Origin of the sequence: Bacteroides sp. 2201st1_D9_2201SCRN_220225, assembly GCF_040928965.1 — a bacterium.
Taxonomy (GTDB): Bacteria; Bacteroidota; Bacteroidia; order Bacteroidales; family Bacteroidaceae; genus Bacteroides; species Bacteroides stercoris.
Genome location: NZ_JBCODG010000005.1, coordinates 26,403 through 41,213 on the forward strand (window position 1 = coordinate 26,403; position 14,811 = coordinate 41,213).

Annotated in this window: 12 protein-coding genes; 4 read left to right on the top strand and 8 right to left on the bottom strand. The window is 48.4% G+C overall.

The features are described from left to right. Positions 1 to 8: 8 nt before the first annotated feature. Positions 9 to 1,379 (top strand): TIGR00341 family protein, encoded by a 1,371-nt coding sequence (locus AB5903_RS02505; protein ID WP_005655854.1) that lies wholly within the window; start codon positions 9 to 11, stop codon positions 1,377 to 1,379. 101 nt (positions 1,380 to 1,480) lie between these two features. Then, positions 1,481 to 3,622 carry a S46 family peptidase gene (locus AB5903_RS02510; RefSeq protein ID WP_272709804.1) on the top strand — a complete coding sequence of 714 codons (2,142 nt, stop codon included), beginning with the start codon at positions 1,481 to 1,483 and terminating at the stop codon, positions 3,620 to 3,622. A 4-nt stretch (positions 3,623 to 3,626) separates the two neighbouring features. Here AB5903_RS02510 and ahpF read toward each other — a convergent pair whose 3' ends face one another. The 3 genes from ahpF to AB5903_RS02525 form a co-directional block, all read right to left on the bottom strand. After that, complete coding sequence (gene ahpF, locus AB5903_RS02515) at positions 3,627 to 5,186, bottom strand: alkyl hydroperoxide reductase subunit F (protein WP_117986109.1); 1,560 nt, start codon at positions 5,184 to 5,186, stop codon at positions 3,627 to 3,629. Positions 5,187 to 5,304: 118 nt separating this feature from the next. Then, positions 5,305 to 5,871 (bottom strand): alkyl hydroperoxide reductase subunit C, encoded by a 567-nt coding sequence (gene ahpC / locus AB5903_RS02520; protein WP_022103286.1) that lies wholly within the window; start codon positions 5,869 to 5,871, stop codon positions 5,305 to 5,307. Between the two features lie 193 nt (positions 5,872 to 6,064). After that, positions 6,065 to 6,991, bottom strand: a complete 927-nt coding sequence (locus AB5903_RS02525) for a hydrogen peroxide-inducible genes activator (protein ID WP_195657811.1) — start codon at positions 6,989 to 6,991, stop codon at positions 6,065 to 6,067. Positions 6,992 to 7,131: 140 nt separating this feature from the next. Between AB5903_RS02525 and AB5903_RS02530 the strand changes: the two genes are divergently transcribed. After that, complete coding sequence (locus tag AB5903_RS02530) at positions 7,132 to 7,620, top strand: Dps family protein (RefSeq protein ID WP_195657812.1); 489 nt, start codon at positions 7,132 to 7,134, stop codon at positions 7,618 to 7,620. Positions 7,621 to 7,720: 100 nt separating this feature from the next. Here the strand turns inward: AB5903_RS02530 and AB5903_RS02535 are convergent, their stop codons facing one another. The 5 genes from AB5903_RS02535 to AB5903_RS02555 form a co-directional block, all read right to left on the bottom strand. Then, the gene (locus tag AB5903_RS02535; protein WP_016661009.1) at positions 7,721 to 8,587 is read right to left on the bottom strand and encodes a DMT family transporter; all 867 of its coding nucleotides are present in this window, start codon (positions 8,585 to 8,587) and stop codon (positions 7,721 to 7,723) included. 9 nt (positions 8,588 to 8,596) lie between these two features. Beyond that, a complete protein-coding gene (locus tag AB5903_RS02540) occupies positions 8,597 to 10,531 on the bottom strand; it encodes a DEAD/DEAH box helicase (protein WP_195657813.1) in 1,935 nt (644 codons plus the stop codon). Positions 10,532 to 10,675: 144 nt separating this feature from the next. Next, positions 10,676 to 11,737, bottom strand: a complete 1,062-nt coding sequence (locus AB5903_RS02545) for a tyrosine-protein phosphatase (RefSeq protein ID WP_060385493.1) — start codon at positions 11,735 to 11,737, stop codon at positions 10,676 to 10,678. Positions 11,738 to 11,865: 128 nt separating this feature from the next. Continuing rightward, positions 11,866 to 12,789, bottom strand: a complete 924-nt coding sequence (locus AB5903_RS02550) for a carbohydrate kinase (RefSeq protein ID WP_117858617.1) — start codon at positions 12,787 to 12,789, stop codon at positions 11,866 to 11,868. Continuing rightward, on the bottom strand, positions 12,777 to 13,382 hold the full coding sequence (locus AB5903_RS02555) for an SIS domain-containing protein (RefSeq protein WP_016661013.1): 606 nt from the start codon (positions 13,380 to 13,382) through the stop codon (positions 12,777 to 12,779). The genes AB5903_RS02550 and AB5903_RS02555 overlap by 13 nt, the downstream gene beginning before the upstream one ends. Before the next feature lie 110 nt (positions 13,383 to 13,492). On the opposite strand from AB5903_RS02555, the gene AB5903_RS02560 reads away from it, so the two are divergent. Further along, positions 13,493 to 14,740 (top strand): pitrilysin family protein, encoded by a 1,248-nt coding sequence (locus AB5903_RS02560; protein ID WP_195657814.1) that lies wholly within the window; start codon positions 13,493 to 13,495, stop codon positions 14,738 to 14,740. Positions 14,741 to 14,811: the final 71 nt, after the last annotated feature.

A 14,811-nucleotide genomic window follows, 5' to 3' on the forward strand; every position in this document is an offset into this window, starting at 1 on the left:
TTATTTTTATGGAACAGCCTGTCAATCCCAACCGGAATGTATTTGCCGTCAAGAACTTCCTGAAAGAGTATCTCGATTTGCGCAAAGATAAAGACAATGAACTTGCCACTGTAGACTCCATCCGCAAGGGTGTCGAGTTTAAAGGGGCCAATTTATGGATTCTGATATTTGCTATCTTTATGGCTTCACTCGGTCTGAATGTCAATTCTACCGCTGTAATTATCGGTGCGATGCTTATCTCGCCGTTGATGGGACCTATCATGGGAGTGGGGCTTTCAGTGGGTCTGAACGATTTCGAGCTGATGAAGCGCTCGTTGAAAAGTTTCCTGATAACTACGCTGTTCAGTGTCACCACGGCTACCGTCTTCTTCCTGGTAAGCCCGGTTGCCGAGGGGCAGTCGGAGTTGCTGGCGCGTACCTCACCGACGATTTATGACGTATTCATCGCACTGATGGGCGGTCTTGCGGGAGTAGTGGCACTCTCCACGAAGGAGAAAGGCAATGTGATTCCGGGTGTCGCCATTGCCACGGCATTGATGCCGCCGCTGTGTACGGCAGGTTATGGACTGGCAACGGGAAACCTGATTTATTTCCTCGGTGCATTCTACCTTTATTTCATTAACTCCGTATTCATCAGTCTGGCTACTTTTATCGGCGTACGGGTAATGCACTTCCAGCGCAAGGAGTTTGTGGATAAGAACCGTGAAAAGAAGGTGCGGAAGTATATCGTGCTGATAGCTGTCCTTACGATGTGTCCGGCGGTGTATCTCACAGTGGGAATTATTCAGGATACCTTCTTTGAAAGCGCGGCCAACCGCTTTGTAAACGAGCAGCTTGCCTTTGAGAATACGCAGGTATTGGATAAGAAAATCCACCATGAGGGCAAGCACCATGAGATACGGGTGGTCCTGATAGGTCAGGAAGTGCCGGAAGCCTCTATTGCCATTGCCCGCAGTAAAATGAAAGATTATAAATTGGACAATACGAAGCTGGTTGTGCTCCAGGGAATGAATAACGAGTCGCTGGATATGTCGTCTATCCGCGCCATGGTTATGGAAGATTTCTACAAGAACAGCGAACAGCGTCTGGTGGAGCAGAAGCAGCAGATTTCTTCTTTGGAAAAGAACTTGGAACAGTACCGTAAATACGATGAATTGGGCAAAAAGATTATCCCTGAGCTGAAGGTGCTTTATCCCTCCGTCAAGTCGGTTTCCATTTCGCACGCGCTTGAGCTGACGGTCGATTCGGTACGGATAGATACCGTTACGCTTGCCGTCCTGAAGTTCGGCAAGCATCCGGATGCCCGTGAAAGGGAGAAAATAACCGAATGGCTGAGAGCGCGTACGGGTTCCGAAAAGCTGAGGCTGATTGCGGAGTGATGTCCGGATGTGGTGAAAGAGAAGCGTCCGGCCGCACAGGCTGTCGGTGTGGGAATACAAAACGGGCAGGCAAACTTATATAAAGTTTAGTAGAGAACGATATGGTTTTGAGATTTGTAGCAGTGGTTGTTTGCTGCCTTTCTGCGTGGGTGGTGCAGGCGGATGAGGGCATGTGGATGCTGGGTAATCTGAATAAACAGACGCGCCGGGCAATGAAAGAGCTCGGTTTGCAAATGCCGGCAGACAAGCTATACAGTGCCAGACGTCCCTCATTGAAAGATGCCGTAGTGAGTTTCGGCGGTTTCTGTTCGGGGGTGGTCGTGTCGGAAGACGGACTGGTATTTACGAATCACCATTGCGGTTTCAGCAGCGTCCAGCAGCATTCTTCCGTGGAGCATGACTATCTGAAAGACGGCTTTGTGGCACGTAACCGCAGCGAGGAACTGCCGAATCCGGAGCTTTATGTCCGCTTTCTGCTGCGGACGGAGAATGTAACGAAACGGGTGCTTGGTGCGGTAAAGCCGGAGATGACCGAGCCGGAGCGTTCCGGTGCGGTGGATTCGGTGATGTTTGCCATCAGTGAGGAAGTGGCGCGTAAGGACTCTACTTTGGTGGGAATTGTAGATGCGTACTATGGCGGCAATGAGTTTTGGCTGTCTGTTTACCGCGACTATAACGATGTCCGGCTGGTATTTGCACCGCCTTCCTCGGTAGGCAAGTTCGGTTGGGATACGGACAATTGGGTGTGGCCGCGTCATACGGGCGATTTCTGCGTATTTCGCATCTATGCCGGTAAGAACAACCGCCCGGCGGATTATTCGCCGGAAAACGTCCCTTATTGTCCCGAATACGTAGCGCCGATTTCTCTGGACGGGTATAAAGAGGGTTCTTTCTGCATGACATTGGGCTATCCGGGCAGCACGGAGCGTTATCTCTCTTCGTTTGGCATCGAAGAGATGATGAACAACGGCAATCAGGCACAAATAGATGTCCGGGGCATCAAGCAGGCTATCTGGAAGCGCGAAATGGACAGGCGGGACAGTATCCGCATAAAGTATGCTTCCAAATACGATGAAAGCTCCAATTACTGGAAGAACAGCATCGGGGTGAACCGGGCTATCCGGAAATTGCATGTCTTGGAAAAGAAGCGTGCCATGGAGCGGGAACTTCGCCGTTGGATACAACAGACACCCGGAGAACGTGAGAAGCTGTTGCGGTTGTTTCCCGATTTGGAACTGGACTATAAAAATACCCGTGAAGCCAACCGTGCTCTGGCTTATTTTGCCGAATCTTTCCTGAACGGTCCCGAACTGATACAATTGGCATTGTCCATTTTGAATTTTGATTTTGAAGGGGAACGGAAAACGGTTGAGGCCAATCTGAAAGCAATTGTAGAAAAGTACGCCAATCTGGATTTGGAAATCGACAAGGAAGTCTTTACCGCCATGGTGAAAGAATATCGTTCCAAGGTCGATTCTACCTATTTACCGGAGTTTTACGGTACGATTGCCACCCGGTACGGCGGTAACGACAAGGCTTATGCGGATAGTTTGTATGCCGCTTCGGAACTGACTACCCCTCGCGGATTAAAACGTTTTCTGGAGCGGGACACTACCTATAACATCTATGACGACCCTGCCATAAACCTGGGTATAGACCTGATTGGCAAGATGTTTGAAATCAATATGCAGACGAGAGAGTCCGCCATGAATATCGCCCGTAATGAGCGCTTGCTGAATGCTGCCGTACGCAGGATGTATTCATCGCGTAATTTCTATCCGGACGCCAATTCCACCATGCGCTTGAGCTTCGGTACGGTATGCGGATACACCCCGTTTGACGGTGCTGAATACGATTATTATACCACGACCAAAGGTATTCTTGAAAAGGTAAAGACCCATGCAGGCGATGTGGATTTTGAGGTGCAGCCGGAACTTCTTTCTTTGTTCTCCAACCGCGACTTTGGCAGATATGCCGGTGAAAAGGGAGAAATGAACGTTTGCTTTATCTCCAATAACGATATAACCGGCGGCAATTCGGGAAGCGCCATGTTCAATGCCAGAGGCGAACTTCTGGGACTGGCTTTTGACGGCAATTGGGAAGCGATGAGCAGCGATATACTCTATGAACCGAAGATGCAGCGCTGCATCGGGGTCGATGTGCGCTACATCCTGTTCATGATAGAGAAGTACGGCAAAGCCGGAGATTTGATACGGGAGCTGAAAATCGTTTCCGGAAAATAGCCGGTTATGCGATTCCCCTGATGCGGTCGTCGAAAGCGGACAATGCCGCTTTGGCCCCTTCACCCATAGCTATGACAATCTGTTTGTAGGGTACGTCGGACACGTCTCCGGCTGCATAAACACCCGGAAGCGTGGTGCGGCAGAATGCGTCTGTCTTGATTTCACCGGTCGGTGTCGTTTCCAATGCGTCCCGGAAAGGTGCGCTGTTGGCTGCCAGACCGATTTGTACGAAGATACCGTCCAAAGGATAGTCGCGCTCCTCGTTGGTGATGCGGTCTTTGATGCGGATACCGGTTACTTTCTCTCCGTCGCCCGTCACTCGGGTGGTTTGTGAAGAAGTGAATATCTCCACGTTGGGAAGGCTTCCGGCTTTTTCCTGCAATACCTGGTCGGCTTTTAGCGTATCGGCAAATTCGAAAACGGTAACTTTCCTGCAGATTCCCGCCAGGTCGATGGCCGCTTCTATGCCGGAGTTCCCGCCGCCGATGACGGCTACATGCTTGCCTTGGTAGAAGGGGCCGTCACAATGCGGGCAGAAGGCTACACCGCGTCCGAGGTATTCGGCTTCTCCCTCTACGTTCAGTTTACGCCAGCTTGCGCCTGTGGCAATGATTACCGCAGGGGCTGTAAACGTTTCTCCGCCACCGGAGAAAACCTTTTTCTCTTTGCCCTGAAGCTCTGCTCTTTCAATCTTCCGGTCTTCAAAAATCTCTATCGGGTAATGTTCTATGTGCGTCCTGAGTGCGTCGGCAAGCTGTGAACCTGTTGTCCGGGGTACGGAGATGAGGTTCTCGATGCCTACGGTTTCTTTTACCTGTCCGCCTATTCGTTCGGCAATAATGGCTACGCGCAATCCTTTGCGGGCGGAATAAACGGCTGCCGAAGCCCCGGCAGGACCTCCGCCCAGGACCAGCACGTCGAACTCCCTTAAGACGGGTGCTGCATTCTCTTGCGGCAGGCTGCCGAAGGTATCTTCCAGTTTTTTCAGGAGTTCCCCTAACGAACCGCGTCCCACATGAAGTTGCTTCCCATTGGCGTAAACGGACGGTACGGCTTGTATTTTCAGCGCATCCGCTTCTTCCTGAAAGACGGCTCCGTCTATTGTGTCGTGGGTGATATGGGGATGCAGCAGTGCTACGGCATTGAGCGCCTGCACAATGTCCGGGCAGTTGGTACAGGCCAGCGACACATAGGTTTGCAGATGGATTGGGCCTTGCAATGCCTTGATGCGGCGGCCGATACCCTCGTCCGGGAGATTTTTGCCCTTTCCATCGGCGTTTAGCACGGCAAGAAGCAGCGAACTGAATTCATGTCCGCCCGGAATGGCACGGAATTTTATTCCGGTTTCTTTCCCTTCTTTCAGGAGCGTAAACTCCAGTTTGGGCTCATCGGTTTCGGTCACCTGGCAGGACAGTTTGTCGGAACAGCTCGCTATGTCATTCAGAAAATCAATCATCTCACCGGCCTGTTCATGTTCCGGATTGCAGGTGATGTGAAAGGTATAGCGGGCTTCCAATGGTTGGAATATGCTCCGCACTTGGTCTAATATAGTTGCTTCTAACATGATGATGCAGGTTTTTAAATGTTGGAGTATAAAAAAAGACTATCTCATTTCTTTTACTCTTGCAAGGAAGAAATGGAGATAGTCTTTACATAGTAATGTCTATCGTATGGGGGTACGATTAAATCTTGCCGACTAAATCGATGCTCGGCTTCAACGTTGCACCGCCTTTCTTCCATTTGGCGGGACAGACTTCACCGTCGTGAGTGGCTACGAATTGCGCAGCTTCCACCTTACGGAGCAGTTCGTCCGCATTGCGTCCGATGTTGTTGTCCTGAATCTCGGCAATCTTGATTTTTCCTTCAGGATTTACAAGGAATGTACCGCGATAAGCCATACCTTCTTCTTCGATCATCACACCGAATGCACGGCTCAATGTTCCTGTCGGGTCTGCCAACATCGGGTATTTAATCTTGCGGATGCTTTCGGAAGCATCGTGCCATGCTTTATGTACAAAGTGAGAGTCTGTACTTACGGAATAGACCTCTACGCCCATGGCTTGGAACTGGTCGTATTTTTCTGCAATATCCACCAGTTCGGTAGGACATACAAACGTAAAATCTGCCGGATAGAAGAAGAAAATGGCCCATTTGCCTTTTACATCTTCGTTAGTTACTGTTTTGAAACTTCCGTTTTGGAAGGCCTGAACTTTGAATTCAGGGAGTTGAGAGTTGATAATCGGTTCCATAATTATACTTTTTAAAAGGTTTGGTTTTTGTTTTACCGGTGCAAAGATTGTGCAGACCGAATGCAGAAGCAGGCTTGCCTGATTATGCCGAGGTGCAGCCGATCTTTGCTTTTCCTGTTTGCAAAAATATAGCATTTTTCTTCGGTAGAACAAAAAATCCGATTGAAAGGTTTTATGGGCCGATAGACAAAATCTATACGAGTACCTGAGTGGCTTTCAGGGAGAGCATTTCTTTGGGCACTGCCGCTGTTACCTCTTGGACGATTGTATTTAAAAGCGTGTTGCGGATAAAACTCCGGTTGGTCAGCATGATAATTTGCCGGGTAGGACAGGGGATGGCAAAAGGATGTACCAGTTCTTTCTGCGTGCCGTTCAGTTGCAGGATAGCCAGTTCGGGAATGAAAGTGATACCCTTGCCGCTTTCTACCATGCGCATAAAGGTTTCCATGCTGCCCAAATGGTAGGCCAACTGGCTGGCACGGGCTGCTTTCAGTTGGCAGAAACGCTCCAGCTGGTCGCGAAAACAATGCCCTTCATCCAGCAGCCAAAGCTGTTCTCCCGTCAAGTCCGAAGTCCGTATGACTTCATTGCTGAAAAGACGGTTTTCCCGCGCAATATACGTGTAGAACTGTTCGTAGAATAACGGTATTTGCCGGAATTCTTCCATTCCTGCCAGACCGGCTACGATTCCGGCATCTATGTCTCCCGTTTGCAGGGCTTTCTTGATGTCGTTCGTCTTCATCTCTACCACCCGGATATCAAGCTGCGGATATTTCTTCATCAATTGCGGAAAGAAACGCGGCAGCAGATAGGGAGCTATGGTGGGAAGTATGCCCAGTTTGAAAATTCCGCTGAGCGAATGCTTTTCTTCTTCTATAATGTTTTTTATACGATGGGTCTGAACCAACACATTCCGGGCTTGTTCTATGATGTGAATGCCGATGGGAGTAGGGCACACAGGCTGCTGGCTGCGGTCGAAAATCTTTGTGTCCAACTCTTCTTCCAACTTTTGAATCATGGCGCTCAAGGTGGGTTGTGTGACCCGGCAATATTCAGCGGCTTTGGCGAAATGGCGGAACTGATTGACAGCAAGTATGTATTCCAATTGTTGTAAAGTCATAGAAACAGGGCTTTTGAATGTTATATATAGAATCGTTCTATGCAAAGATAGAAATTATCTGTTTGACAAGCACTTATTTGCCGCTTATCTTTGCAACAAGAACAAAGAAAAATAGTATGAACTTTTAAAATAGAAAGATTATGAAAACTTTAGATTACTTACATTTGAATGAAAAGAAAGTTGCTGACGTAGTATCGGCATTGCATCAGCTATTGGCAGACTTTCAGGTACATTATACCAATTTGCGCGGTTTCCATTGGGATATTAAAGGACACGGGTTCTTCGTGCTGCACGGCAAATTTGAAGATATGTACAACGATGCCGCAGAGAAAGTGGATGAAATCGCAGAACGTATCCTGATGTTGGGCGGTACGCCCGAAAACAAATTCAGCGAATATCTCAAGGTTGCCAAAGTGAAGGAAATCTCCGGTATTACTTGTGGCGGTGAGGCTGTTGAGCATATCCTCGAAACTTACAGTTATCTTATCGGTGAAGAAAGAAAAGTGATAGAACTGGCCAATAAAGCCGGTGATGATGCAACGGCCGATTTAATGACCGGTTACCTGAAAGAGCAGGAAAAAATGGTTTGGATGCTCGTTGCTTTCAGTACCAAGAGCTGTACGAAATAGGAGATAAAAAGCAATAAGATAATAGGGTGATAAAGTGATGATGCATTGCTTTGTCACCCTATTGCTTTGTTACACTGTTATTTATCACCTTGTCACTCCATCATCTTTTTAGAATAATGACGGTTACGGCTGAAATGATGAGCAGGATGCCCAGTGCTATGCTTCGGGTAAACGGCTCTCCGAAGATGGCAATGCCTACGCATACCGCCGTTACAGGTTCCATAGCTCCCAGTACGGATGTCAATGTGGAGCCTATGTTTTTGATGGCGCGTACCAGTGCAAGGTTGGATATTACGGTAGGTACTAACGCAAGCATCACCAGATTGCCCAATGTGGTGCGGTCCGGAATGGCCTGTAACCCTATCCCGGAGATTTCCGTTCCGGTGAATAACAGGATACCGCCGAACAAAAAGACGTAAAACGTCATTTTAAGCCCTTTCATTTCGAGATTTTTCAGTTGGCTTACCGTTACCAGGTAAAGGGCATATCCCAATGCAGAAAGCAAAACAATGAATATGCCGGACCAGGTGACGCTTCCCGTACCGTCTCCGTTGGACAGGAAAAATACGCCGGCTACTGCTAGTGCAATGGCCGCCATGCGCCACAAAGATTTCTTCTCGTGGAAGAATATCATCATGATAAGCGTAGTCAGCACCGGATACATGAAATGAAGGGTGGTGGCCACACCGCTCGACATGAACTGATACCCCCAAAAGAGGAATACTGCGGAACTGTCGTAAAGGCATGCCAGCAGCAGAAGCGGCAATATCTCCTTACGGCGTATGCGGAAAGACTGCTTGTCGAGCAGCAGTATGCCTGCCAGTGCCAGCATGGCGAAAAGAAAACGATATAATAGAATAGACCAGAAACCCATTCCTTGCTGCATGGCCGGGATTGTAAATAGCGGAATCAATCCGAAGCTGGCAGAAGACAATAGTCCATATAAAAAACCGTTGACTTTGTTCACGTCGTTTGCTTATTTCTTTTTAGGTGTCCGTTTTGCCCAGCCTTCTTCGCTGAAGTCCGGTTCTGAATCTTTAAATTCGTTATTGCCTTGAAAGAACTGTTTCCAATCGTCTTTTTTGCCGCGTGCCTTGGTATAACCGCGTTCTTCGCGACTGGGCTTGTTCTTTTTCTTGTCGGTAGCGGCATATTCGGTCTTATCGCTGCGTTTGCCGGCAACCTCGCTGCGACGCTCATCCTTGTAGCTGCGTTTTTTGCCGTCAAATTCCTTTTTGCCGTAGTTGCCGCCTTCGTTCCTGCGTTTTCCTTTGGGAGCGTCTTTCCCTTCTTCTCCCGCAATCTCTACAGAAACCTTACGGCCGTTCCAGTTGGCCCGGTTTAAGGCTTTTATAACGTTGCCCGCTTCTTTGTCTTCCACTTCAAAGAAAGAGAACTTCTGCATCAGGTCGATACGGCCTAATTCAACACGCCCGCGGGTATTGTTGTTCAGGAGGCTGATCAGTTCGTTGGGGAAGAAGTTGTCCATTTTACCGAGATTGATAAACAGACGTTTAAAGCCCGGAGTTGCCTTACGGGCATTGCTGCCGCGTTCGCCGCTTTTGGCGCTGCGTTCGCTGCCGGTGGCAATTTCTATTTCCTCACGGTCGCGATAGTAGTCCAGGAAGCGGTTGAATTCGAGGGAAACCATGCGTTTAATCAGGTCTTCCTTACTCAACCAGTCCAGCTTGCGGTAAATGTCGGGCATGAAATCACGGATTTCATCCTCATTTACTTTTACTTTTTCGAGTTCGTCAATAACCTTCAGCAACTGCTTCTCGCAGATTTGCTTGCCGGTAGGCATTTCTCCCTGAATGAATTTTTTGCCGATGATGCGTTCGATTTCACGCATTTTACCTTTTTCGCGCAGGTTGATGATGGCGATGGATGTGCCTGTTTTTCCGGCACGTCCCGTACGTCCGCTGCGGTGTGTGTAGCTTTCCGTATCATCGGGCAGGCCGTAGTTGATGACGTGGGTGAGGTCGTCGACGTCCAGACCGCGTGCGGCAACGTCGGTAGCCACCAGCAGTTGCAGGTTGCGTATGCGGAATTTCTGCATGACGGCATCGCGCTGCGCCTGGCTTAGTTCACCGTGCAAAGAGTCGGCATTGTAACCTTCCTGCATCAGTTTGTCGGCAATTTCCTGAGTTTCCTTGCGGGTACGGCAGAAGATGATGCCGTATATCTGCGGATAGTAATCTACGATGCGTTTCAGGGCGGCGTACTTATCCTTGGCATGAACGGTGAACACCACGTGTTTCACGTTGCTGGTTCCTTCATTTCTGCGTCCGATGGTGATTTCCTTTGCATTGTGCAGGTATTTTTTGGAAATACGTGCGATTTCGGGACTCATGGTCGCGGAGAACAGCAGTGTGTTACGCTCTTGGGGCACATCTGCGAGAATGGCATTAATGCTGTCCGTAAACCCCATGTTCAGCATTTCGTCCGCCTCGTCCATAACCACGTTCTGGATGGTGGAGAGTGAGACGGTCTTGCGTTCCATAAGGTCTAGCAGACGTCCGGGGGTAGCTACGATGATGTGTACCCCCCGCTTCAGGGCACGTATCTGGCTTTCGATGGACGAACCGCCGTACACGGGCAATACCCGCAGACCGGCGATGTACTTGGAGTAATCATTCAGGTCGCCCGCTATCTGTAAACAGAGTTCGCGGGTAGGGCAAAGAATAAGTGATTGGGGTATTCGGTTGTTAACGTTGATTTGCTGTATAAGCGGCAGACCGAACGCTGCGGTCTTTCCTGTTCCTGTTTGTGCCAGTGCTACTACATCATTATTTTCTCCCAAAAGGTAAGGGATTACTTCCTCTTGTACCGGCATGGGACACGCATATCCCATTTCTTCAATGGCGCGGCGTATCTCCGGCGACACACCGAGCTCTTCAAATGTCTTCATTAAATCTTTGTATATCTTTATATTTCAGGTGCAAAGATAATGCAAGCCGGGAGCATAATAAAATAAACTTGTCTGTTTTTTATGCCGAGGTGCGGTTTATCTTCGCATTTGGCGCAAAGATAAGAGTTTTTTGGCGATTAATCATTAATTACTGAGCAAAATACTCCGTAACCTTTTTATTTCGTTCTTGCTTAGTCCGATACCTTTCCGCAGGTAAGTATCCATGTCACCGTATCGGCGTTCCGCTTCGTCTTTGGCAGCGTTCAGGAAATCCTCGCGTGCGGAGAAAAGGGTAGTGATGGCTTCCTGCGAGCGTGCAGGCAACTGATAAGCGTATTTGGAGGCGCTTGGAATGTTGAAGTAATCATTGCTCAGCCGGTAATCTTCCATGATTATGTCCTCGTTTATTCCCAGTGCGGCAAGCACCAGTGCGGACACGATACCGGTACGTCCTTTGCCGGAGGAACAATGTATGACTACCGGATAACTGTTTTTATCCAACAGGATATCGAATATCTGCCGGTATTCTTTGGTATATTGGTCTATTAAAACGCGGTTCATACGCTCTACCATGCGGTAGACGGTGTCACTTTTGATTTTTTCTTCCCGTATGCCTTTCAGTATGCCTTCCATATCTCCTGTGGCAAGCGGAATATGCACGACGTTGAACCCTTTTTGCAGCGGCGACTGCCTGCCTATCTCCGAAGAAGCCCGCAAGTCGATAAGTGTCTTGATGCCGAGGTTCTTGAGCTCCCTGCGTGAGGAACATTCAAGGCTGTCTATCTCTGCCGAGCGGTAAATCATTCCCCAGCGCATCTGTTTCTTGGTGGAATAAGAAGGATAGCCGCCCAAATCACGGAAGTTCTGTACACCGGGAATGTTGATGTTGCGCGTGGCAATCTTAACACGATATTTGTCGTCGAACAAAAGGGTGTAATAATAACGTTTGGTCGGATCGTTCGTGACGATGGTCATTTTCAAGTCCGAGATATCGGCCATGGCCACGGGAACATCTTCCGGAATGAAGTCAGGATCGGTCGAAGCATATACTTTTATGTTCCCTTTGATAAGCGGAGCCATTTCCCATTTGACGATACAGTTCCCTACATTATTTTCTTCGCATACAACGGATATGTGTGGAGCTGTGCCGCTGCAAGAAGGAAGCAACACTGCCAGAACAAGCAAGTTCAACAGATTCTTATACATAATTCGTAAACTCTCTAATGTCGTTTACAGCAAATATATGGTTTTTCGTTGCAGATTATACAGCGTATATGAAGCTTTTATAATTTTTAAATGATAATTTATTTTTAAGTGCTGATTGGAGAGGAGCCTCAATATTTGCATCTCTCCGCAAACTCGTTTGACACCGAATTGCTGTAGCTTTTGCAGACTTCTGCGGCAAATTCCATGCCGTAACGGATAATCTGGTCCCACTTGGCTTCACCGATTGTATTCAGGTCGTCATAGCGGACATCGTATTTCAGCAAGCCGTAAATGATGCCTGCATTGAAGTTGTCGCCCGCTCCGACGGTACTTACGGCTTTCAGTGGCGGTATGTCATATTCTTTGGAGACGGAAGCGGTGCGGAGCGCAATCTTTTCCGCTCCTGCCGTGCATAGGAAATTGGGACAGTAGAATTTAATCTTGTCCTTGTATATCTTGTCTGCTTCGCGCAGGTTGTACATATAGAAGAAATCGTCCTGCGAACCGCGTACAATGTCTGCGTATTCCAGATTTTCAATAATGGTCGGCGCCAATTTTATGGCCTCTTCCTTATGGGATGAACGAAAATTGGGGTCGTAGTACACGATGGCTTTCTTTTCGCGTGCCTGGTCGAGCAATTCCAACACTTTCTCGCGCAGCACCGGATTCAATGCGTAGTAAGAGCCGATGACAACAATGTCGTCCTCTTCCAGTTTGGGGTATATGACATCCAGCCGCTGTTTGGGATAATCCTTGTAGAAGATATATTCGGCATCGCTGTTGTCATCCAGAAAGGCAAGCGAAACGGGCGATTTCCCGTCAGGAAATACGTTGACGTAGTCCGTAGAGATATGATTGTCACGCATGAACCTGAGGATGATATTGCCTACATGGTCGTTGCCGGTTTCACTGATGAAACAGACTGGAACGCCGGTGCGGCTCAATGAAACGATTCCATTGAATACGGAACCGCCCGGAACGGCAGCCGAAGGTTGCTCGTTACGGAAAATAATGTCTAATATCGTTTCCCCGATGCCGATTACTTTACGCATAACGCTCTTGATTTTTCTCCGAGGTAACCTCCGTGGTGACGTTTGGAGTAGTCTTCAATGGTAAATCCGGTTTTCTGCATGGTCTGTACTACCAGAATATCTCCTATAACGGTCATTACCGTTGTGGAAGTGGTAGGGGTCATGCCCAGTATGCAGACTTCCTTGGGACTTCCTGTGCTGAGACATACATCCGATTCCTGTGCCAGCGGACTGTCCGGATTTCCTGTAATGACGATAAATTTCAGTTTCGGATTCAGGTTATGCGCCAGCTGTGTCAGTTCGACGATTTCCCGTGTTTTGCCCGAATTGGAGATGAGCAGCAGCAGGTCATTCTCCTGCAGGATACCCAGGTCTCCATGCTGTGCTTCGCTGGGATGCAGAAATACGGAAGGAATGCCGGTCGAGCAAAAGGTTGTAGCAATATTCATGGCTATTTGCCCTGCTTTACCCATGCCGGAAGTTACCAGTTTGCCTTTTTTACGGTGTACCTGTTCTACGATAAGTTCTACCGCCTTTTCGTATGCGTCCGTTACAGGAATATTCAATACGGCCTGCGCTTCTTTCTGCAAAAGCTCTTGAATGGATGCTATCATTGTCTCAATTTTGATTTATGGATTATAAGTCTACAAATATCCGTAATTTTCCATAAACGGCAATAAGTTTTATTGTATTTTTGTGCCGGTAAACTGTTTGTAGCGTAAGAATGAAGAATTTAACAGAAGAAATACAGCCTCGCCATAATCAGCACACATTGCCGAACGGCTTGCGCATCATCCATGAACCCTCCTTGTCGAAGGTGGCTTATTGTGGTTTTGCGGTGGATGCCGGAACACGCGATGAACTCGAAAACGAGCAGGGGATGGCGCATTTTGTGGAGCATCTTATTTTTAAAGGCACCAGGAAGCGCAGGGCGTGGCATATTCTGAACCGCATGGAGAATGTGGGCGGCGATTTGAACGCTTACACCAATAAGGAAGAAACCGTAATTTATTCCGCATTTCTTACCGAACATTTCGGGCGTGCTTTTGAGTTGCTGACGGATATTGTATTCCATTCCACTTTCCCTCAGCGGGAGATTGAAAAGGAGACAGAGGTCATTATAGACGAAATCCAGTCGTACGAAGACAACCCGTCCGAACTGATTTTTGATGATTTTGAGGATTTAATCTTTCGCGGGCATCCTCTGGGACGTAATATCCTCGGCAATCCGGAACAGTTGAAGAAGTTCCGCAGCGAAGATGCGGCGGCCTTTACTTCCCGCTTTTACCGTCCGGGCAATATGGTGTTCTTTGTTTTAGGCAATATGGATTTCAGACAAGTGGTGCGTTGGGCGGAAAAACTATTGGCTGATATTCCGGCTGAGGCTGTCGATAACCGTCGTACGCCCCCGCCTTTATATGTTCCGAAAAATCTGGTTTTACACAAAGATACCCATCAGGCGCACATCATGATTGGCAGTAGGGGGTACAATGCGTATGAAGACAAGCGTACGGCGCTCTATCTGCTGAATAACATTCTCGGAGGTCCGGGCATGAACAGCCGGCTGAGTGTGGCCTTGCGCGAACGGCGCGGACTGGTCTATAATGTAGAGTCCAACCTGACTTCTTATACCGATACCGGAACTTTCTGTATTTATTTCGGTTGCGATCCGGAGGATGCGGAGCTTTGTACCCGCCTTGTGTATAAAGAACTGAAACGCCTGCGCGATATCCGGATGACTTCTTCCCAGCTTGCCGCCGCCAAAAAACAGCTTATCGGGCAGATAGGCGTGGCTTCGGACAATAACGAGAACAATGCCCTCGGCATGGCAAAGACCTTCCTGCATTACAATAAATATGAAACGGCCGAAGCCGTGTTCCGGCGTATCGGACAACTGACTCCCGAAATTCTGTTGGAAGTGGCAAACGAGATGTTTGCGGAGGATTATTTATCGACACTTGTTTACGATTGACAGCCTTTTCCGTTGCTGAACTCAGGTGTTGAAGCAGGGATTGTTATGCCGGACTCTTATTGAATTTAATT

Excerpts from the sequence above, each read along its gene's own strand:
- AB5903_RS02505 (WP_005655854.1), top strand. The coding sequence starts at position 9 with ATGGAACAGCCTGTCAATCCCAACCGGAATGTATTTGCCGTCAAGAAC.
- AB5903_RS02510 (WP_272709804.1), top strand. The coding sequence starts at position 1,481 with ATGGTTTTGAGATTTGTAGCAGTGGTTGTTTGCTGCCTTTCTGCGTGG.
- ahpF (WP_117986109.1), bottom strand. The coding sequence starts at position 5,186 with ATGTTAGAAGCAACTATATTAGACCAAGTGCGGAGCATATTCCAACCA.
- ahpC (WP_022103286.1), bottom strand. The coding sequence starts at position 5,871 with ATGGAACCGATTATCAACTCTCAACTCCCTGAATTCAAAGTTCAGGCC.
- AB5903_RS02525 (WP_195657811.1), bottom strand. The coding sequence starts at position 6,991 with ATGACTTTACAACAATTGGAATACATACTTGCTGTCAATCAGTTCCGC.
- AB5903_RS02530 (WP_195657812.1), top strand. The coding sequence starts at position 7,132 with ATGAAAACTTTAGATTACTTACATTTGAATGAAAAGAAAGTTGCTGAC.
- AB5903_RS02540 (WP_195657813.1), bottom strand. The coding sequence starts at position 10,531 with ATGAAGACATTTGAAGAGCTCGGTGTGTCGCCGGAGATACGCCGCGCC.
- AB5903_RS02545 (WP_060385493.1), bottom strand. The coding sequence starts at position 11,737 with ATGTATAAGAATCTGTTGAACTTGCTTGTTCTGGCAGTGTTGCTTCCT.
- AB5903_RS02550 (WP_117858617.1), bottom strand. The coding sequence starts at position 12,789 with ATGCGTAAAGTAATCGGCATCGGGGAAACGATATTAGACATTATTTTC.
- AB5903_RS02555 (WP_016661013.1), bottom strand. The coding sequence starts at position 13,382 with ATGATAGCATCCATTCAAGAGCTTTTGCAGAAAGAAGCGCAGGCCGTA.
- AB5903_RS02560 (WP_195657814.1), top strand. The coding sequence starts at position 13,493 with ATGAAGAATTTAACAGAAGAAATACAGCCTCGCCATAATCAGCACACA.